This is a genomic window from Pararhizobium polonicum, assembly GCF_001687365.1.
Classification (GTDB): Bacteria; Pseudomonadota; Alphaproteobacteria; order Rhizobiales; family Rhizobiaceae; genus Pararhizobium; species Pararhizobium polonicum.
In genome coordinates, this window is sequence record NZ_LGLV01000027.1 from 1 (window position 1) to 18,531 (window position 18,531).

The window sequence follows — 18,531 nt, forward strand, 5'->3', positions numbered from 1 at the left end:
TCCGGCTTGACCCGGATCTTCACGTTGTAATCGACGACCCGCTTGACGGTGACCAGAACTTTCATGATGTCCTTCCTTACAAAACGTTTGCGAGAAAATGCGCTTTAACAAAGCAGCCTGATTGTCGGTTGGCGACATCGATACGCGTTTTTTTCCCAATTACAATCTTTGCCCGTTCGGTGATGGCGAGATTATCATGGGAAAATACTTACGTTTACGTGCACGTCAATAATAAATTCTCGAACGAACAAACGCCGCCTGCCGCCGCTCTGTTTGTGGTCTTTTCCGCCCGGCCGTTAACGATCTGTTTTGAATGACAATATCGTTGTCCCAAAGGGCTGCGGGAGGCGGATCAGGACTGTCTACCCCAGGGGCTTGACTTGCCGGGATTTACGATAGCCGGGATAGGCGCGGCTGCAACGGTTGCTTCCACATGCCGCACGGCGCGGGGGGTAACGATGGTCCGGTCAAACAGCGGCACATTCCGGCGTCGCAAAATGACAACCAGCACGAGACCCGCAATGATGCCGCCGACATGCGCCCCCCAGGAGACGCCGCTTTCCGGATCGGCGACCAGCATGAAGAATTGCTGGCCGATCCAGAAGGCCAGCGGAATGAAGGCGGGCAGCGGCAGCGGGATGCGGAACAGCACCAGCACCCAGACGCGCACCTTCGGGTGCAAGAGGAAGTAGGCGGCGACGACACCGGAAATGGCACCTGACGCGCCGATCAGTGGCGCCTGGGAGGCTGTGTTGATCAGGCCATGCATCAGCGCACCGGCAGCCGCGCAGAGAAGATAGAAGATCAGGAAGCGTATGTGCCCGAGCGCATCTTCGACATTGTCACCGAACACCCAGAGAAAGATCATGTTGCCGGCGAGATGCCAGAAATCGCCATGCAGGAAGGAATAGGTGAGGTAGGTCGCCTCATCGGGAACCAGCACGAGGTTCGGCGCCAGATGGGCATAATCGAAGGCGATGGCGGGAATATAGCCCAGCCCCATCGTCGCGGCGTTGGAAACATCCTCCGGCACCAGAAGCGGCCCGGTGATCAGCCAGATCAGTGTGTTGAGGACGATCAGGCTGATGGTGACATACTGGACCTTGATGTATTTCAGGGAATTCGCGTCGTGCAGCGGTATGAACATAGGCGCGTCTGTCCCTTAGAAAACGGCGATACGGCCCAAGCTTACCTGTTTTTCCCCGGAACCCAAAGCACATCGGATTGTCCCTTGCCGTTCGTCCAGCGGGCGGCGACGAAGAGGAAATCGGAGAGCCGGTTGACATATTCCAGTGCCTGCGGACTGACGGTTTCACCGTCTATCCGGGCCAGCTCCACCATCTGCCGCTCGGCTCGCCGCACCACCGTGCGGGCGATATGCAGCGTTGCCGCGGCACCGCTGCCGCCGGGCAGGACGAAGGAGCGCAGCGGGTCGAGGTCGGCGTTCAGGCTGTCGATCTCCGTCTCCAGCCGCGTCACCTGCGCGGCGATGATGCGCAGCGGCTCGTAGGCGAGCGTCTCGCCGGTATCCGGTGTCGAAAGATCGGCGCCGAGGTCGAACAGGTCGTTCTGAATGCGCATCAGCATCGCATCGAGCGTCTCGAATTCCGCCGTATATTGGCGCGCCAGTCCGATGAAGGAGTTGGCTTCGTCGATCGTGCCATAGGCTTCGACCCGCAGATCGCTCTTCAGGCGGCGCGGCCCGGCCGCCAGCCCCGTGGTGCCGTCGTCGCCGGTCCTGGTGTAGATCTTGTTGAGCTTGACCATGCGTCAGCGCCCGCCGCCGGTGATCCACAGCGTCAGCATGATCAGCAGGATCGCGACGGCCTGCAGGAACACGCGCGCCTGCATCAGCTTGTTGGACGTGTTGCCATCGCCGCCCTTGGCCATGGTGATCAGGCCGCGAATGAGGACGATGACGACAAGGCCCATGACGAGCAATGTCAAACCGGTGAGAAAACTGTGCATGTGACTTATCCTTGCCTTTCAGCTCAGCCGAGGCGGCCGATAAAACGATAGAACAGCCCGGCCGGAAGCAGTTTCTTCAAAAGCGCGCCCTGTTTGGCCGGTTGCGTGACGATGTAATGCGGCTTCGGCTTCTTCGCGGTCAAGGCGCGTTTCAGCGCAGTGTAGACCGCGTCGGGCTCGAGCTTGCCTCTGGAAGGGCCGCTCTCGCCCTTCAGCCGCCGCATCTGCCGTTCGTATTCCTGCGCATGCACCGATCCCTTCAGGTCGATGAAGCGCTCGATATAGGTGACCGCATTGGCGGTGAAGCGCGACGCGATCGGTCCGGGCTCGATGAGGCTGACCTCGATGCCGCTGCCTGCAAGCTCCATGCGCATGGTCAGCGTCAGGCCTTCGAGCGCGAATTTCGAGGCATTGTACGCCCCGCGCCACTTATAGGGAACAATGCCGAGGATGGATGAGCATTGCACGATCCGTCCGTGGCCCTGTGCCCGCATCGCCGGGATGACGCGGCGCGTCAGATCGTGCCAGCCGATGACATTGGTTTCCAGCTGCAGGCGCAAGGCTTCCACCGGCAGGTCCTCGACCGCGCCCGGCTGGCCATAGGCACCATTGTTGAACAGTGCATCCAGCCTGCCGCCGGTGCGGGCAAAAACCTCACTGACGAGATTGGCGATGCTGTCCGGTTGGGTGTAATCCATCAGGAACGCTTCGATGCCGTCGTTTTCCAGCGGCTCCAGATCCTCTGCGCGCCGGACGGTGGCAAACACCCGCCATCCGTCCCTGGCCAGTGCGCGGGCGCACCAGGCGCCGATGCCGGAGGAGCAGCCGGTGACGATTATCGAGGGACGGTCGGTCATTGTGGGTGGTTTCCTGTAGAAATTGCCGCCCGGTTTCCCATATTCAGGAACGGGTTACAATCGCAGACAGTCACGGGAATCATTGGAGAGAGAATGCCGGCCTTCATTCGCATAGCCTGGAAGGTCGTCTTCGATGCCGTCTGGCATTTCAGCGAGGACGACGGCTGGGCGATGGCGAGCCATGTGGCGCTGTCGACCCTTTTGGCAATCTTCCCCTTCCTGATCTTCGGCACGGCGCTCGGCAGCTTTCTCGGCGCCGACCAGTTTGCGACGACGGCGGTGCATTTCATCTTCGACACCTGGCCTGAATCGATCGCCAAGCCGATTTCCGATGAAGTCGTGCGGGTCTTGACCATCCCGCGGGGTGGGTTGCTGACGATATCGGTTCTGGCCGCCGCCTATTTCGCCTCCAATGGCGTCGAGGCGCTGCGTGTTTCGCTCAACCGCGCCTACCGCGTCGCCGAGAGCCGGCCCTGGTACAAGACGCGTGTCGCCAGCCTCGGTTTCGTGCTGGCCGGCGTGCTGGTGCTGGTGATCGTCAGCCTTCTGCTTGTCGCCGTGCCGCTCGCCATCCGCTATGCCGGGACCTATCTGCCCTGGTTCAACACGCTTCTCACCATGATCGACAGCTGGAGCCTCGTCGGCGTCTTCGTCATGCTGACCAGCGGCCTGATCGTCAGCCATCTCTGGCTGCCGGACGGCCGCCGCAAGATCATGGATGTGCTGCCGGGCATCATCCTGACGCTGACCGCCTGGTCGATCGGTGCCTATGTCTTTGCCTCCTACCTTGCCACCTTCGCCAATTACGTCTCGACCTATGCGGGGCTCGCCTCGATCATGATCGCGCTGGTCTTCCTCTATATCGTCGGCGTCATCTTCATCCTCGGCGCCGAGATCAACGCGGCGGTCATGAAATACAAGGTGAAGCGCATGGTGATCCGCAGCTTCAGGGGGGCGAAGGACGATGAGGCCAAGGCGGCGGAGATGCCGGGCGAGACCGAAGCCCCGAGGGAAAAGGCCCTATAGGACCATTGCGCGGATATCGTCCGGCGTCTTTCCCGCTTCCCTGAACGCGGCGATGCCGGTGTCGCGGTTGCTCTTTGACAGTTTGCGGCCGTCGGATCCAAGGATCAGGCGGTGGTGGTGATAGACCGGCTGGGGAAGGTCAAGCAGTCTTTGCAGCAGCCGGTGCACCGAGGTCGCATGAAAGAGATCGTGCCCGCGCACCACATGCGTCACCTCTTGCTGCGCATCGTCCAGCGTCACCGCCAGATGATAGCTCGACGGTGCGTCCGAGCGCGACAGCACGACATCGCCCCAGGCTGCCGGATCGGCGGTGATCGTTCCTGTTTCGCCGTTCGGACCGGCGCCGGTTTCCTGCCATGTCAGCGGCGCATTTAGCTCTGCCAGAGCCTTGGCCATGTCCAGCCGCCACGCATGCGGCTTGCCGCCGGCCAGCATCCGTTGGCGGGCCGCCGCCGAGAGCTTGCGTTCCTCGCCGGGGTAGAGCGGCGCTCCGTCCGGATCGCGCGGCCAGCTTTTGCCCTTTGCCTCATATTCCGCAACGGCCGTCTTGATTGCCCCGCGGGTCAGGAAGGCGGGATAGACCAGACCCCGGTCGATCAGTTTGCCGAGGGCTTGCCGGTAGAGATCGAGATGCTCCGATTGCCGTCTTGCCGGTTTTTCCCAATCGAGCCCGAGCCATTCCAGATCCTCGACAATGCCCGCCTCGAACGCGGGCGTGCAGCGGGCGATGTCGATATCCTCGATCCGCAGCAGGAGGCGGCCGCCTTGCACTTTCGCCATGGCATGGTTGAGAAGAGCCGACAGCGCATGGCCGAGATGAAGCTGGCCGTTGGGGCTGGGTGCAAACCGGAACACCGGTTGTTTTGCCATAGTTTTGTTCATAGTTTCTTCTTGGCACGGAAGCGCGCGTCCGGCCATTGGTTTCGCCCCATTCGCTTCGTCCACATGCGGGCCGGACGCCGATGCTGCGCTGGAGGACTGGAGATGCGGATCATCCGCACGCATGAGGATATCAGCGCCGGCTTGAGTGGGCTGGTGATGCTCGATGCGCGGCTGGAGCCGGTGGTGGCGAGGGCAGGACCGGTGCCGTTGCGCCGCGCCGATCCGGGCTATCGCGGCATCGCCAACATCATCGTCTCGCAGATGGTCTCGAAGGCGAGCGCCGCCGCCATCTGGGGACGCATGGAAACGGCGCTTGGCGAGATCAATGCCGATAGCGTGACGGCGATGTCGGATGACGATTGCCGCCTGCTCGGCCTGTCGCGGGCCAAGGCCGATACGCTGCGGCGGGTGGCCCGCGCGGTCATTGCCGGCGAGCTCGATCTGGAGGCGATCTGTTCCATCGAGGGCAGTGCGGCGATCCGCGAAATGACCGCCATCAAGGGTGTCGGTCGCTGGACGGCGGAGGTCTATCTGCTGTTTTGCGCCGGCCATCCGGATGTCTTTCCGGTCGGCGATGTGGCGCTGCAGAATGCCGTCGGCCATGCGCTGATGCTGGAGGTGCGCCCTTCCGCCCGCGAACTCGATTCGCTGACCGAACTCTGGGCGCCGTGGCGCAGCATCGCCGCCCGGCTGTTCTGGGCCTATTATGCCACGCAAATGCGCCGGGACGGCCTGCCGGTCGCTTCGTAAGCCAAAAAGCGAATCTTTTGTTTCCTTTTTCCTTTTGGCTTCACAATCCTGACGCAACGGGCCTAATATAGAAGTGCAGGTGCCGAATCGAGCAGGAGTATACTGGCTTGACGATTGCAGTCTCACCACACGGCCTACCAGCGCTCGTGCTGAACGCTGACTATAGGCCGCTGAGTTATTACCCCTTGTCGCTGTGGTCCTGGCAGGACGCGATCAAGGCCGTTTTCCTAGACCGTGTGCATATCCTGGCCGAATACGATCATCAGGTCTCTTCCCCCAGCTTCTCCATGCGCCTGCCAAGTGTCGTCTGCCTGAAAAGCTACGTGCAGCCGTCCCGCCATCCGGCCTTCACCCGGTTCAACGTGTTCCTGCGTGACCGGTTCGAATGCCAGTATTGCGGCTCGCCCGACGATCTGACCTTCGACCATGTGATCCCGCGCTGCTGCGGCGGCCAGACCACATGGGAAAATGTCGTGGCCGCCTGCTCGCCGTGCAATCTGCGCAAGGGCGGCAAGCTGCCGCGCCAGGCCGGCATGTTCCCGCACCAGAAGCCGTTCCACCCGACGGTGCAGGACCTGCACAACAACGGCCGGCTGTTTCCGCCCAACCATCTGCATGAAAGCTGGATGGACTATCTGTATTGGGATGTGGAACTGCAGCCGTAACGGACGGTCAATGTTTGCGTAGAAACCGCCGCTCGCGATCGCGGATTTTGCTGCGGCGCGGGCCGTTGGCCGGCAAGTGCCAACTTACATCCGTAGTGCTGGATGTCTTCTCCCAGTTATGAGGGGAGGCATCCTCGGAATTCGGATATATGGAAAAAGTCATTGTCGGCCGTACCTTCGGGCGCTGGACGGATGCCGGTCGCGCGCTCTGCCAGCGGGCCTTTGATGATTCGAGAGACCCAAGGACAGTATTTCCAGAGGCCCCATTGTCCTGTGACCAGAATTGAATTCGGTTCTGTGGGAGTAATACCGAATGTCTGGCAACCAGCAGCAACCACAGCAGCAGGCAGTTCGACGCGGCTTGGCACGCTTCGGCATGTTTGTCGTGAGCTTCGTTGCCGTCGCCGCTATCGCTACCGTCGTGGGAATATTCACCGTCGTCGCGTTTTTGATCGTATTCGCTGATTGCACAACTTCGTCCTGCTAAACCCCGCAGAAGATCTTGAGGTGCGGGGCGTTGGCCATGCAGAATGAGCAAACGAAATAGCTGCCGACGATTTTACGCCTTCGCAGCACCCCGCAGCGCAATACCAGCCAAAATCAAACTCGCAATCACATTCCACCCCGCAAACGAAAGCCCCAGCACGCGCAGCGCCGCATCCGTGCAGGAGGGCCCGTGCTTGCTGTCGAGATCGCCGAGCAGGTCGCCGACATTGGTGGAAACGCCGGATGCCGAAGTTGCGCAGGTCGCGGGCCCTGGCCAGAAATGCCATTCGACGCCGGCGTGATAGATGCCAAGCCCGGCCCCCACCAGCATCAGGATGCCGATGACGAGAAGCAGCGTGCGGGTGGTCCAGGCCGGCAGCTTGAAGACGGAGGTGGCGATGGCGACGATGCCGATCGGGATACCCCAGTAGTAGGGCGTGCGCTGCATCAGGCAGAGAGCGCAGGGAATATAGCCGCCGATATGCTCGAAGGCGAGCGCGCCGCCGACGGTTCCGGTCATGCCGAGCGTGGCAAGCAGGGACGGCAGGAGGCCGCGGGCAGGCTGTGTCGGGCTGTCGCTCAAGGAAGGCTCCATCGGAATTATCAGGCAAGCAGACGGTAGGCGACGAACATGGCGATCAGCAGACCTGCAACGCCGGCTGCCAGCATGCCCAGCCGCTTTTCGATGAAATCGCGGATTTCCTCGCCATAGCGGCGCAACAGCCAGGCGAGCAGGAAGAAGCGGGCGCCGCGGGCGACGATCGCCGTGATGATGAACAGGCCGAGATTGATGCTGGCGGCGCCGGCAAGGATGGTCACCACCTTGATCGGCGGCAGATGCGCCAGGCCCGAGGTGATGAGCAGCAGCACCAGCATTTCATAGCCGACCGACGCCTTCATCGCCTCGAAGGCGTCGAGCTTGCCGTAGAAATCCAGGATGGGTCTGGCCAGCGTCTCGAAGGCATAGTGGCCGATATACCAGCCGGCGATGCCGCCGAGCACCGAGGCGACGGTTGCCACGAGGGCATAGCGCCAGGCGCGCTCGGGCCGTGCCAGCGCCATCGGCAGGAACAGCACGTCGGCCGGAACGAGGAAGACGGAGCTCTCGACGAAAGCGATAACGGCCAGCCAGACTTCGGCGGATTTGCGGGCGGCAAGCGACATTGTCCAGTCGTAAAGGCGTCGGAGCATGCGGACTTTCCAGTTGAGGTCCAAGCCTTTTAGGCAGGATTGCCGGTGCTGTAAACGATTTGCTGCAAATGCGAACCGCACAGTTTTGTGATTCCCGGCCAGCGATATTCAAAATCGCGGTTGACCGGCGCGAAACGGTTCGTGTAAACGCATTTTGCTACCCCGAAAGGTATCCGTGCCCCGTTGGCGGAATTGGTAGACGCGCCTGACTCAAAATCAGGTTCCGAGAGGAGTGCTGGTTCGATTCCGGCACGGGGCACCACTTCCCCACAACATCGTTGCGTTGCCGCCTGCAGGTTCAGTAACTCTTCCATCAGCGGATTCCTGCGTGTGCCGCAAACCCGGCAGGGTTGCGATGATGTTCTTGTGTATCGGTTGGAGTCCAACTACGCTCGGCAAACGGGGCGGGAGGATCTCAAATGCTGGTTGCAAGAATCATAATGGCCGTCTTGTTTGGCCTTGTCTTCTTTGCCCGTGTCACATCGGACGCGGGTGCATCGGCCGACGGATACTATACGACCGAGACCCCGGACGAGGACAATACTGACGACGCTGATGGCGACGGGAAGGCGCGGGGCTGACATCCGCCGGTTTTGACCGGCTGGCATTCCGGTGCGTTTATCCGCGCCGTCGTGGGAGCCGGACTTGCGCGGATGGCCGATGTCTGATTTGCATCCGGGACATCACAGGAGAAGCATATGGCCTTCGATCCCATCAAAGCGCTGACCAACTATGCGGATGCCGAGTGCTCCGTCCAGTTCTGGATCGCCGACACCCCGGCGGTCGTTCTGCCGTCGCTGCCGGCCGCCGTGATCCATGCGCGGGAAAACGGTGCCGGCTGGAAGGATGTCGAGATCACCGTGCACCTGCCGCGCGAGGACGTGGTCTATGCGACCGGGAAAGTCCGGTCCCTGATCGAAGCCTTGCGGCCAAAAGCCGGTCGCTGACGCCTCGAGGCATGGCGGAAGAATTGCGCGCGGGGCGCAGCGCTCTGGATGGGAAGGCAATCAATAGATGTGATCCGTGGGGGACGGAAAGCCGAGTTGCACCAATTCGGCACAGCTTCAGCGGGATATTAACCGCTAATCCGCACCGCGATTGCAAAAATTGCCGTCGATGACCAGTCTGGGACAGATCAATCCCCAATCGGCACATAAGGCCCCAATCGTCATAGAAGGAAAGTCGAGCATGTCCCAGTCTCCTGCGTCTTGCGTCATTTCCGATGATGTCGAAGCCTTGTCCGGCGCCCTGTTTTCGTGGTGCGCCGAGCGGGGCGTGCGTCTGCGCAGCCAGGAGGGCGTCAGAGCCGCCGGTGTCGTGATCGATCTGTTCTTCGCAGGCTACAGAACGCAGGATGCGCTTTTGGGCGCACTGAGCGAGCGGGATGGCCGCGAGGTGGTTTTTTCGTCCTGAAGCATGGCTCCTGTCATGCACCGTAGCGAAGGAGCCACGCTTCAAAGCCGCGTCCGTTCGATCAGACGATGACGAAATCGGCGGCTGTCAGGGCAAGGTTCGCTCCGATCGTTGCGAAATGCACGGATCCGCCGGCGGCATCGCCATTGCTGTCGTAGAACAGTTTTCCGGTATCGGTCTCGTAGATGATGCGATCGGACGCGTCATGGGCGACACCGGCCGCGCTTTTGTAGAATTGCGCTGCCGTCAGTGTCCCGGTGCCGGTGATTTTTGTGAAGATTGCGTTGTCGAGGCGGATCGTGTCGTCGGCGACATTGAAATCGCCGATGGTATCGACATTGGTCGAAGCGCTGAGCTTGGTGTTGAACAGGAAGATATCCTTGCCGGCCTCGCCGGACAGGGTGTCGTTGCCGAGGCCGCCGGCCAGGATATCGTTGCCTCCGCCTGCTCTGAAAAAGTTGGCGGCTGCATTGCCGGTCAGCTTGTCGGCGCCATCGCCGGTGCGGGCACCTTCGATGCTGATCAGTGTATCGGTCTTTCCAAAACCGTCGATCGCCTTGCCTGTCTCCAGGTTGACGGTCACGTTGCCTGTGCCGCCGCGCCGGGCATCGCGATAATACAGGGCCAAATCGACACCGCCGCCACCGTCGATCGTGTCGCGCCCGCCGAGCCCCATGAAGGCTTCATCGGCACCTGAGCCTTTAAAGGCATCGGCAAATTGCGTCCCGCGGAATTGTTCGAACTCGGTGAAGGTCTCGCTGTTGCCCCACGGGTCGATGACCGTTCCGGTGGTGGCGTCCAGATTGATGCCGCGATAAGCCGACGGCGTATAATAGGCATCGTCAAAACCGAGCATATCGAAACCGGCATTGCCGTCATAGGTGTCCTTGCCTTCGCCGCCATGGACAAAATCGCCGCCTGAGCCGCCGATGATCGTGTCGTTTCCACCATAGCCGTTGAGGTCCTGATCGCCGGCGCTGCCCTTGAGGATGTCGTTTCCGCGCATCAGGAACTGCGCCATTGCGAACTGGTCATAGGCTGTGCTGGCGTTGTCGAAGCTCTCGAGCGAGAGGTTCAATCCGGTCAGCGTCTGCATTTTCGTCGTGCCGTTGTTGAGATAGACCTCGAAGGCCGTAATCGTCCCGCCGGTCGGGTCGCCGTTCGAATCGAACTGGAAACCGGTGCCGACGATCTTGAGCTTCAATCCGTTGGAAAGGTTGAAATTGACCGCTGTCGCGGTCGGTGTCCCGACCCGGGTTGCCTGATCGAGCCGGACAATTTCGTCGAAAAAGGGCATATAGTCGAAATCCGGCAGGGGCGGCGTATAGTGATCCGGATTTACACCGCCGGGAAAAAATGACGTAAACGTTGCCATGAAAGAAGCCTCCCGCTTAAAAAAATTATAAATTACTTTATTATTATTTAATAATACTTGTGCTGGTGGCGCGCAACTGAAAAAGCATGGTTCTCCATCCGCAGTTGAAGTCTCTCCCACAGAAGTGTTAGCTGCAGCGCAGCGAAATTTCTCCGGCGGGCAGATGCTTCCGATCAGCGATACCTATGACAATCTTCGACGGGACTTCCGCTGGCAGATTCCGGAAAAGTTCAATATCGGCACGGCCGTCAGCGACGTCTGGGCCGCGCGCGAGCCGGAGCGGGTCTGCCTGCAGCATTTCAGCCCGGATGGCGCACATTTGTCGCTGACCTACGGTGCTTTTGCCACGCGATCATCTTCCTTCGCGCAGGGGCTTCTGGAGCAGGGTGTCAGACCCGGGGACCGGGTTGCGATTCTTCTGCCGCAGAGCTTCGAGACCGCGATCGCCCATGCTGGCATCTACAAGCTCGGTGCCATCGCCCTGCCGCTGGCCCTGCTGTTCGGGGTCGAGGCGCTGGAATACCGGCTGCGCGATGCCGGCGCGGCGGCCATCGTCACCAATCGTTTCGGCCATGAGAAAATCGCTGAAATCCGCGGCCAGTTGCCGGAGCTGAAATCCGTCGTCCTGGTGGATGGTGAGGCACCGGACACGATCGCCTTTGCAGCGCTTGCGGAAGGCCACGCGCCCGGTTTCACGGCTGCCGATACCACGCCGGACGATCCGGCGATGATGATCTACACCTCGGGCACGACGGGACCGCCGAAGGGCGCGCTGCATGGGCATCGGGTACTGCTCGGCCATATTCCCGGCTTCCAGTTCCATCATGCCTTCCTGCCGCAGCCGGGCGACCGGATGTGGACGCCGGCCGACTGGGCCTGGGCGGGCGGGCTCTTGAATGCGCTCCTGCCGTCGCTGCTGCTCGGCGTTCCCGTGGTGTCCTCGCCCGGCCAGAAGTTCGATCCGCATATGGCGTTCCGCATTCTGGAGGAGATGGACGTGCGCAACGCCTTCATCCCGCCGACGGCGCTGCGGCTGATGAAGTCGGTCGACAATCCCCGCTCGCTCTACAGGCTCAATCTGCGGACGATCGGCTCGGCCGGCGAGGCGCTCGGGCGCGAAACCTGGGAGCAGGCGAGCCAAGCGTTCGGCGTGCCGGTGAACGAATTCTACGGCCAGACGGAATGCAACATCGTGTTGTCGTCGGCTGCCAATCTCGGCGTGCTGAAGCCCGGCTCGATGGGCAAACCGGCGCCGGGCCATGATGTTTCGATCATCGACAGCGAGGGCCGGGTACTGCCCGCCGGCACTGTCGGCCAGGTCGCCGTGCGCCGCCCGGATCCGGTGATGTTCCTCGGCTATTGGAAGAACGAGGCGGCAACGGCGGCAAAGTTCATCGGCGACTGGATGACCACGGGCGATCAGGGCGTTGAGGACGAAGAGGGCTACATCACCTTCTTCGGGCGCGACGACGATGTCATCACCTCATCGGGTTACCGCATCGGCCCGGGCGAGATCGAGGACTGTCTGGCCGGGCATCCCGCCGTTCAGCTGGCTGCCGCCATCGGCAAGCCCGATCCGGTGCGCACCGAGATCGTCAAGGCCTATGTGGTGCTGAAGCCGGGCTATCAGGCCGGGCCGGCGCTGGAAGCCGATATCCGCAATTGGGTCAAGACCCGGCTGTCAATGCACGAATATCCGCGCGAGATCGCATTTCTCGACAGCCTGCCGCTGACCACCTCCGGCAAGGTCATCCGTCGCATCCTGCGCGACAGGGCGATCGCGGAGGGCTGAACGCTTGCCTATCGCCGCGCGCGTGGCGCCAGCGAGCGGATCTTTTCACGCAGCAGCCGGGCCATGTTGCGGGTGTTGCGGTAGAGATGCAGCTGGGCCGCTACCTGGCGCACGTCACGGTCACGGTTCTGGTGAAGGCCGATCACCAGCGTGCCCATGTCCTCGCGTTCCTCCCAGAACCGGCTCATCACCGGGTGGTCGGGCACGGCGCAGCTGTCGGAGCGCACGATATTGGCATCGTCGAGATGCCATTCCGTCAGTTCCGCCAACAGCAGCTTGCCGGGCGAATATCTGGCATAGTGCTCGTCATAGGCCGTCTTCCAGGTATAGGCCTCACCCGCCATCATCAGCACGATCATCGAGGCGATCGCGGTGCCGTTGAGATCCAGCGTGTGGATGCGCACGCTGTCGGCTTGGGCAAGGTTGGTGATCGCCTCGCGGGCGAAGGCGGCGCGGTAGCGGTCGAGCACCATGGCGGTGCGCTGGCGGCCCTTCCAGCCGGCGGCTTCCAGCGCCAGGAACTCTTCCATGCGGACACGGACATCGGCCGGCTGGCGGGCAACGTTGTAGGATACAGGCGCAATCTTTTCCAGCAGGGCCCATTGGCGGCGCAATTCGCGCAGGTGCCCCGGGCTGATGGCGTGGCGCAGGTAGGTCTGCCCGTCCTCCAGGCTTTCCAGCATCGGCCGGGTATAGGTGTCGGTTACCGTCAGCGGCAGATTGCGGCCGATGGCGACGGCGCGGGCCAGCTGTGCGAACTTGCCCTTGAGGCGGATATCGGGAAGCACGAGCACGCCCGGCAGGCCGACCGACGGGGCGGTGAAGGCCTCGTAGAGATTGTCGATGGTTTCGGCCGCGTCCTCGGCATCGAGCAGGGGGACACCCAGCGGTCCGAATGGATTGGACCAGGCACGGATGATCGGCGTGCCGATGGAAAAGCCCGGCTTCTCGATCGAAAACGGCATCAGGAAGCGGATGCGGCTGCGCCGCTCGTCATTGTCGCGGATCAGCGCCAGGCGGATGATGCGGTCTTCCAGGCGCGGCATGGCCGGAGCGAGAAAGCGGCCGGTGAAGAAGACGTTTGGCTCCATCGCCCGGTTGGAGAGGAAATCCAGCTCGGTCTGCAATTCATAGCCCTGGCCGGCCGGATAAAGGCAGAACTGCCGGCCCGGGCGGCCGATGGCGATGGTGTTGTCGGCGACAGGCCGCTCTGGCGCCGGCTGAACGAGGCCGCCGAGGATGCGTGCCGACCGGCTGTTGGCGTCGTCTGGAAAGTGCGGATTACCGGTCATGGGCGGGGTGCCTCTGCTTTGATGGTTCTGGCATGCGGGTCGGCGAAGGCGAAGAGAACGATGCCGAAGGTGCGGCGCACCGCGACATGAAGAAGGATGGCTTCGACGAACATGGCGCCGGCTGTGGCCATTGCCGCGCCGGTCAGTCCGAATATCGGGATCATCGTGACGTTGAGCACCAGATTGCAAACGAGGGCTACGGCATAGAGCGCGACACAGAGCTTCTGCCGGCCGGCCATGGTGAGGAAGGCTTCCGCCGGGCCGACCAGCGCCTTGGCCATGATGCCGGCAAACAGGATCGCCATCAGCGAATAGCCGGAAGTGAAGGCCGGGCCGAACAGCGACAGGAGGAACGAGCCGCAGGCAAGGACCAGCAGGCCGACCACGAGCGACGGCCAGAACGCCCATTTGGCGCTTTCGATGGCGATGACGGCGAGCTGCTGGCGGTCCGGATTGGCCATGGCGGCGGAAAAGCGCGGGGAGGCGGCGGCCTTGACCGAGAACATCACGAAATGGACGAGCGCCATGGTCTTGGCGGCGGCGAAATAGATCGCGACGCTGGCCGGATCGAGGTAGAGCCCGACGATGACGACATCGGAATTGGTCAGCATGAAGCCGAAGCCCTCGATCAGGAAGATCGGCAGCGCGACGCGGAACCAGGTGCCGAACTCGATGCGGCTCGGGCCCTTGACGTAGCGCCGGCGCAACCGCCAGGTCAGGATGAAGAACTGGCTGACGCTGGTCAGGTAGGTCGCCGCCATGGCGGCGATCATCGCCGTTTGCGCCGTATGCGGCTCGCCGATCGCGACCGCCAGCATCATCAGGACAAGGATCAGCACCGGCCGGACGATATAGGTCGGGCTCATCGCCGAGACGGCCCAGCTATGGGCGCGCGACGTTCCGTCCATGACATCGCCGAGCGCGATCATCGGCAGCGAGAAGACGCCGAGATAGAGCGGCACCAGATAATAGCCTTCGATCCAGTCGCCGAACAGCCAGAGGCCGCCGATGCCGATGGCGGCAAGCGCTGTGGCGGAAACGAGCGCGAAAATGCGGACCGTCGTCGTCATCCCGCGGATTTCCGCCAGGGCGTCGCGGGCATGGTATTGCGGCAGGAAGCGGATGATCGCGGTGTGGAAACCGAGGCAGGAGAGGTTGCCGAAGAGCACCACCAGCACCCAGACGAAGACGAAGATGCCGTATTCGAACTCACCCATGACACGGGCGAGGATGATCTGCGACACGAAGGCGATGGCGGCGCTGACGACGCGGATGGCAAAGGCGACGAGCGCCATGCGCTGGGCCATATGCCTGGGGTCGCTGCTGGTCAGAACGGGAATGAGCTTCTCAAGCAGCGGCGCCAGCCGGTCCCGCAATGCGGGCGGCAAAATTCGACCAGCCGTTTGACATGCTGCCATCAACAAGGGTGTACCCGAAACTACGCAAAACAGGATGTCAGTCTTGACAGAACAGCGTTAACAAAGGGTGGAGGGCAGCCGCCGGAAACGTGGTTTTGCTATCGAAAAGGTGCGGCTCGTTGTCGCCCAGTGCCTGCTGACAACGGCAATCGATATGCTATTGTCGGTTGCATTCGGTGGCAGAAGCAGCATGCGCGGCACCAGCCAGCGCAACCGGCCAGCTAACGCGGCTGGGAAGACGGGCTCCCCGGCCGAGGCAACGGCCTTGCTGTCGAATCTGGAGGTGTTCTATGTGGCAAAAGCCATTTAGCATCACGCTTATGATGCGGAAAACCCGGACTGGCTGGTCAATAGCCGTCCGGGTCAATATCGCTAGGTAAGTCCAAGGCAGACGGGACTGCAATCCCGTCTGCCACTTCAAAAATAAGCCTTCTGCCCTACAAAAATCAAGCGCCGGGCGAGTTACGCCTCGAACGCACCGTGGCAGTGCTTGTACTTCTTGCCCGAGCCGCAAGGGCAGGCTTCGTTGCGGGCGACCTTGCCCCAGCTCGACGGATCCTGCGGATTGCGGTTTTCCGGCTCGACGAAGTTGAGGTTGACGGTGTCTGCAAAGTCGTCGACGCCTGTGTCCGGATCGATGTGGTGACCGATCATTTCCGGCGGCACCGGCTGCGGCGCTTCGGCGGCTTCGCGCACCAGTTCGACACGCATCAGCTGTGCCGTCACGGCCTGGCGGAGGTTCGCCAGCAGGGCCTGGAAGAGTTCGAAGGCTTCCGACTTGTATTCCTGCAGCGGATCGCGCTGGGCGTAGCCGCGGAAGCCGATGACGGAACGCAGATGGTCGAGGTTGACGATATGCTCGCGCCAGAGATGGTCGAGCGTCTGCAGCACCACGGAGCGTTCGACATAGAGCATGATATCGGCACCGAAACGCTCGGCGCGGTCTGCTGCTGCCTTGTCGGCCTCGGCGGTGATGCGCTCGCGGATATCGTTTTCGTCGATGCCTTCCTCGGCTGCCCATTCGACGATCGGCAGGTCGAGATTGAGCGAGTTCTGCGCGTCGGTCTTGAGGCCCACGGCATCCCACTGTTCGGCATAGGCCTTTTCCGGAATGCGCTTGGCGACGATGTCCTCGATGACCTCGTGGCGCATGTCCGCGACGGTCTCGGAGATGTCGGTCGCATCCATCATCTCGATACGCTGCTCGAAGATCACCTTGCGCTGGTCGTTCAGGACGTCGTCGTATTTCAGAAGGTTTTTACGGGTGTCGAAGTTGCGGGCCTCGACCTTCTTCTGGGCGCGTTCGAGCGCCTTGTTGATCCACGGATGGACGATCGCTTCGCCTTCTTTCAGGCCGAGCTTGGTCAGCATCGAATCCATGCGGTCGGAGCCGAAGATGCGCATCAGGTCGTCCTGCAGCGACAGGAAGAATTTCGAGCGGCCCGGGTCGCCCTGACGGCCGGAACGGCCGCGCAGCTGGTTGTCGATACGGCGGCTTTCGTGACGTTCCGTCGCCAGAACGTAGAGACCGCCGGCAGCCAGCGCGATGTCCTTGAGGCGCTGGACCTCGACCTTGATCGCGGCTTCCTTCTCGTCGCGTTCGGGGCCGTGTTCCATCTCGCCGAGTTCACGCTCGATGCGCATTTCGAGGTTGCCGCCGAGCTGGATGTCGGTACCGCGGCCGGCCATGTTGGTGGCGATCGTGACGGCACCCGGAACGCCGGCCTGCGAGACGATATAGGCTTCCTGTTCGTGGTAGCGGGCGTTCAGCACCTGGAAATTGGTAAAGCCGGCGTCCTTGAGCATCTTTGCCAGAAGCTCGGATTTTTCGATCGAGGTGGTGCCGACCAGAACCGGCTGCTTGCGGTCCTGCGATTCCTTAATCTCGGCGATGATCGCCTTGTATTTCTCTTCCACCGTCCGGTAGACTTCGTCGTCCTCGTCGATACGCTTGATCGGCAGGTTGGTGGGCACTTCGACGACTTCCAGGCCGTAGATATTGCCGAATTCTTCCGCCTCGGTCGAAGCCGTACCGGTCATGCCGCCGAGCTTCTTGTACATGCGGAAATAGTTCTGGAAGGTGACCGAGGCCAGCGTCTGGTTTTCCGGCTGGATGGTGACCTTTTCCTTGGCTTCGAGCGCCTGGTGCTGGCCTTCCGAATAGCGGCGGCCCGGCATCATCCGGCCGGTGAATTCGTCGATGATGACGATTTCGTCGTTGCGGACGATATAGTCCTTGTCCTTCTGGAACAGCTTGTGCGCCTTCAGGGCGTTGTTGACGTGGTGGACGATCGCGACGTTCTCGACGTCGTAGAGCGTCTCGCCCTTCAGCAGGTTGGCTTCGCGCAGCAGATTTTCGAGCTTCTCGGTGCCGACCTCGGAGAAGTTGGCCGAGCGCTGCTTTTCGTCGATCTCGTAGTCTTCGGCGGACAGCAGCGGAATGAACCGGTCGATGGTGTTGTAGAGCTCGGAGCGGTCGTCGAGCGGGCCGGAAATGATCAGCGGCGTGCGTGCCTCATCGACGAGGATCGAGTCCACTTCGTCGACGATGGCAAAGAAGTGGCCGCGCTGAACCATCTGGTTGCGCTCGTACTTCATGTTGTCGCGCAGATAGTCGAAGCCGAGTTCGTTGTTGGTGGCATAGGTGACGTCGCAGGCATAGGCCGCGCGGCGCTGGTCGTCGGTCAGGCCGTGGACGATGACGCCCGTCGTCATGCCGAGGAAGGAATAGATCTTGTTCATCGTCGCCGAGTCGCGGGTGGCGAGATAGTCGTTGACGGTGACGACATGCACGCCCTGGCCGGCGATCGCGTTGAGGTAGACCGGCAGCGTCGCCACCAGCGTCTTGCCTTCGCCCGTCTTCATTTCGGCGATCGATTTTTCATGCAGGATGATACCGCCAATCAGCTGGACGTCGAACGGGCGCAGGCCGAGCGCACGGCGCGCGGCCTCGCGCACGACGGCGAAGGCCGGAACCAGAAGATCGTCGAGCGTCTTGCCGTTGGCATATTGCTGGCGGAACTCGATGGTCTTTGCAGCCAGCGCTTCATCGGAAAGCGCTTTGGTTTCCGTCTCAAGCGCATTGATGGCATCGACCTTGGCCTTGTAGCCACGCACACGGCGGTCATTGGATGAGCCGAAAATTTTGCGGGCGAGGCCGCCGAGACTGACCATAAGGAATGGTCCTTTCTTCTATGTCGCCAACGCGGGTCATTTCCGCGAAATACTATGAAACGCCCGGAACTGTTCTGGACGCGAGGTTGCGTGACAGATAAGAGGGGGGTCGAATTATGTCAACGGGAGTTGAGGGACGCGGATCGCAAGGATCGACGATAGGGGCCCGCATTTCGTGGGTTTCTGTGATCGATCCTTGGTCTGAGGCTACAGAACGGCCACAATCTGATGATGTGGAACGT

At 61.6% G+C, this 18,531-nt stretch carries 19 protein-coding genes and 1 tRNA gene; 9 read left to right on the forward strand and 11 right to left on the reverse strand.

What is annotated here, in order from left to right; translation table 11 throughout:
- A partial coding sequence (locus ADU59_RS31045) for a hypothetical protein (RefSeq protein ID WP_210183471.1) occupies positions 1–317 on the forward strand: 317 nt, incomplete at its 5' end.
- A gap of 35 nt (positions 318–352) precedes the next feature.
- On the opposite strand, the gene ADU59_RS29025 is transcribed toward ADU59_RS31045, so the two are convergent.
- The 4 genes from ADU59_RS29025 to ADU59_RS29040 are packed head-to-tail and all read right to left on the reverse strand — an operon-like array spanning position 353 to position 2,825.
- On the reverse strand, positions 353–1,147 hold the full coding sequence (locus ADU59_RS29025) for a rhomboid family intramembrane serine protease (RefSeq protein WP_068959290.1): 795 nt from the start codon (positions 1,145–1,147) through the stop codon (positions 353–355).
- A gap of 41 nt (positions 1,148–1,188) precedes the next feature.
- Positions 1,189–1,767 carry a cob(I)yrinic acid a,c-diamide adenosyltransferase gene (locus ADU59_RS29030; RefSeq protein ID WP_068959292.1) on the reverse strand — a complete coding sequence of 193 codons (579 nt, stop codon included), beginning with the start codon at positions 1,765–1,767 and terminating at the stop codon, positions 1,189–1,191.
- Positions 1,768–1,770: 3 nt separating this feature from the next.
- A complete protein-coding gene (locus tag ADU59_RS29035) occupies positions 1,771–1,968 on the reverse strand; it encodes a twin transmembrane helix small protein (RefSeq protein ID WP_068959294.1) in 198 nt (65 codons plus the stop codon).
- A gap of 23 nt (positions 1,969–1,991) precedes the next feature.
- Entirely contained in the window at positions 1,992–2,825 is an 834-nt protein-coding gene (locus ADU59_RS29040) for an SDR family oxidoreductase (protein ID WP_068959296.1), read from the reverse strand.
- Positions 2,826–2,918: 93 nt separating this feature from the next.
- On the opposite strand from ADU59_RS29040, the gene ADU59_RS29045 reads away from it, so the two are divergent.
- On the forward strand, positions 2,919–3,851 hold the full coding sequence (locus ADU59_RS29045) for a YihY/virulence factor BrkB family protein (protein WP_068959298.1): 933 nt from the start codon (positions 2,919–2,921) through the stop codon (positions 3,849–3,851).
- Here ADU59_RS29045 and gluQRS read toward each other — a convergent pair.
- Complete coding sequence (gene gluQRS, locus ADU59_RS29050; protein ID WP_244506546.1) at positions 3,846–4,721, reverse strand: tRNA glutamyl-Q(34) synthetase GluQRS; 876 nt, start codon at positions 4,719–4,721, stop codon at positions 3,846–3,848. The two genes, ADU59_RS29045 and gluQRS, sit on opposite strands and share 6 nt — an antisense overlap.
- 114 nt (positions 4,722–4,835) lie before the next feature.
- Here gluQRS and ADU59_RS29055 point away from each other — a divergent pair, with 114 nt between their 5' ends.
- Together ADU59_RS29055 and ADU59_RS29060 are read left to right on the forward strand one after the other, a co-directional pair.
- Positions 4,836–5,483 carry a DNA-3-methyladenine glycosylase family protein gene (locus ADU59_RS29055; RefSeq protein ID WP_068959302.1) on the forward strand — a complete coding sequence of 216 codons (648 nt, stop codon included), beginning with the start codon at positions 4,836–4,838 and terminating at the stop codon, positions 5,481–5,483.
- Between the two features lie 107 nt (positions 5,484–5,590).
- Complete coding sequence (locus ADU59_RS29060) at positions 5,591–6,148, forward strand: HNH endonuclease (protein WP_062581620.1); 558 nt, start codon at positions 5,591–5,593, stop codon at positions 6,146–6,148.
- 559 nt (positions 6,149–6,707) lie between these two features.
- On the opposite strand, the gene ADU59_RS29065 is transcribed toward ADU59_RS29060, so the two are convergent.
- Together ADU59_RS29065 and ADU59_RS29070 are read right to left on the reverse strand one after the other, a co-directional pair.
- Positions 6,708–7,229, reverse strand: coding sequence for a disulfide bond formation protein B (locus tag ADU59_RS29065; RefSeq protein WP_068959304.1), 522 nt, complete (start codon positions 7,227–7,229; stop codon positions 6,708–6,710).
- Between the two features lie 8 nt (positions 7,230–7,237).
- On the reverse strand, positions 7,238–7,825 hold the full coding sequence (locus ADU59_RS29070) for a YqaA family protein (RefSeq protein WP_068959306.1): 588 nt from the start codon (positions 7,823–7,825) through the stop codon (positions 7,238–7,240).
- 177 nt (positions 7,826–8,002) lie between these two features.
- Between ADU59_RS29070 and ADU59_RS29075 the strand changes: the two genes are divergently transcribed.
- The 4 genes from ADU59_RS29075 to ADU59_RS29085 all read left to right on the forward strand — a co-directional run bounded on the left by ADU59_RS29075 (position 8,003) and on the right by ADU59_RS29085 (position 9,238).
- Positions 8,003–8,087: transfer RNA gene (locus ADU59_RS29075), tRNA-Leu, on the forward strand.
- Positions 8,088–8,265: 178 nt separating this feature from the next.
- A complete protein-coding gene (locus tag ADU59_RS30785) occupies positions 8,266–8,406 on the forward strand; it encodes a hypothetical protein (protein WP_158515783.1) in 141 nt (46 codons plus the stop codon).
- A gap of 117 nt (positions 8,407–8,523) precedes the next feature.
- Positions 8,524–8,772, forward strand: coding sequence for a hypothetical protein (locus ADU59_RS29080; RefSeq protein ID WP_068959308.1), 249 nt, complete (start codon positions 8,524–8,526; stop codon positions 8,770–8,772).
- 241 nt (positions 8,773–9,013) lie between these two features.
- Positions 9,014–9,238 (forward strand): hypothetical protein, encoded by a 225-nt coding sequence (locus ADU59_RS29085; protein WP_068959310.1) that lies wholly within the window; start codon positions 9,014–9,016, stop codon positions 9,236–9,238.
- Positions 9,239–9,299: 61 nt separating this feature from the next.
- On the opposite strand, the gene ADU59_RS29090 is transcribed toward ADU59_RS29085, so the two are convergent.
- Complete coding sequence (locus ADU59_RS29090) at positions 9,300–10,613, reverse strand: calcium-binding protein (RefSeq protein WP_068959312.1); 1,314 nt, start codon at positions 10,611–10,613, stop codon at positions 9,300–9,302.
- A 163-nt stretch (positions 10,614–10,776) separates the two neighbouring features.
- Between ADU59_RS29090 and ADU59_RS29095 the strand changes: the two genes are divergently transcribed.
- The gene (locus tag ADU59_RS29095) at positions 10,777–12,405 is read left to right on the forward strand and encodes an AMP-binding protein (protein ID WP_068959314.1); all 1,629 of its coding nucleotides are present in this window, start codon (positions 10,777–10,779) and stop codon (positions 12,403–12,405) included.
- An 8-nt stretch (positions 12,406–12,413) separates the two neighbouring features.
- Here ADU59_RS29095 and ADU59_RS29100 read toward each other — a convergent pair whose 3' ends face one another.
- From ADU59_RS29100 to secA, 3 genes are all read right to left on the reverse strand, one after another.
- Complete coding sequence (locus ADU59_RS29100; protein WP_068959316.1) at positions 12,414–13,697, reverse strand: GNAT family N-acetyltransferase; 1,284 nt, start codon at positions 13,695–13,697, stop codon at positions 12,414–12,416.
- Entirely contained in the window at positions 13,694–15,115 is a 1,422-nt protein-coding gene (locus ADU59_RS29105; RefSeq protein ID WP_068959318.1) for a lipopolysaccharide biosynthesis protein, read from the reverse strand. The genes ADU59_RS29100 and ADU59_RS29105 overlap by 4 nt, the downstream gene beginning before the upstream one ends.
- Before the next feature lie 462 nt (positions 15,116–15,577).
- On the reverse strand, positions 15,578–18,289 hold the full coding sequence (gene secA / locus ADU59_RS29115) for a preprotein translocase subunit SecA (protein ID WP_068959322.1): 2,712 nt from the start codon (positions 18,287–18,289) through the stop codon (positions 15,578–15,580).
- Between the last annotated feature and the right edge of the window lie 242 nt (positions 18,290–18,531).

Bases quoted from the DNA above. Each gene is read 5' to 3' on its own strand.
- ADU59_RS29090 (WP_068959312.1), bottom strand. From the start codon at position 10,613: ATGGCAACGTTTACGTCATTTTTTCCCGGCGGTGTAAATCCGGATCAC.
- ADU59_RS29030 (WP_068959292.1), bottom strand. From the start codon at position 1,767: ATGGTCAAGCTCAACAAGATCTACACCAGGACCGGCGACGACGGCACC.
- ADU59_RS29065 (WP_068959304.1), bottom strand. From the start codon at position 7,229: ATGGAGCCTTCCTTGAGCGACAGCCCGACACAGCCTGCCCGCGGCCTC.
- gluQRS (WP_244506546.1), bottom strand. From the start codon at position 4,721: ATGGCAAAACAACCGGTGTTCCGGTTTGCACCCAGCCCCAACGGCCAG.
- ADU59_RS29045 (WP_068959298.1), top strand. From the start codon at position 2,919: ATGCCGGCCTTCATTCGCATAGCCTGGAAGGTCGTCTTCGATGCCGTC.
- ADU59_RS29105 (WP_068959318.1), bottom strand. From the start codon at position 15,115: ATGGCAGCATGTCAAACGGCTGGTCGAATTTTGCCGCCCGCATTGCGG.
- ADU59_RS29070 (WP_068959306.1), bottom strand. From the start codon at position 7,825: ATGCTCCGACGCCTTTACGACTGGACAATGTCGCTTGCCGCCCGCAAA.
- ADU59_RS29080 (WP_068959308.1), top strand. From the start codon at position 8,524: ATGGCCTTCGATCCCATCAAAGCGCTGACCAACTATGCGGATGCCGAG.
- ADU59_RS29035 (WP_068959294.1), bottom strand. From the start codon at position 1,968: ATGCACAGTTTTCTCACCGGTTTGACATTGCTCGTCATGGGCCTTGTC.
- ADU59_RS29100 (WP_068959316.1), bottom strand. From the start codon at position 13,697: ATGACCGGTAATCCGCACTTTCCAGACGACGCCAACAGCCGGTCGGCA.
- secA (WP_068959322.1), bottom strand. From the start codon at position 18,289: ATGGTCAGTCTCGGCGGCCTCGCCCGCAAAATTTTCGGCTCATCCAAT.
- ADU59_RS29085 (WP_068959310.1), top strand. From the start codon at position 9,014: ATGTCCCAGTCTCCTGCGTCTTGCGTCATTTCCGATGATGTCGAAGCC.
- ADU59_RS29095 (WP_068959314.1), top strand. From the start codon at position 10,777: ATGCTTCCGATCAGCGATACCTATGACAATCTTCGACGGGACTTCCGC.
- ADU59_RS29025 (WP_068959290.1), bottom strand. From the start codon at position 1,147: ATGTTCATACCGCTGCACGACGCGAATTCCCTGAAATACATCAAGGTC.
- ADU59_RS29055 (WP_068959302.1), top strand. From the start codon at position 4,836: ATGCGGATCATCCGCACGCATGAGGATATCAGCGCCGGCTTGAGTGGG.
- ADU59_RS30785 (WP_158515783.1), top strand. From the start codon at position 8,266: ATGGCCGTCTTGTTTGGCCTTGTCTTCTTTGCCCGTGTCACATCGGAC.
- ADU59_RS29040 (WP_068959296.1), bottom strand. From the start codon at position 2,825: ATGACCGACCGTCCCTCGATAATCGTCACCGGCTGCTCCTCCGGCATC.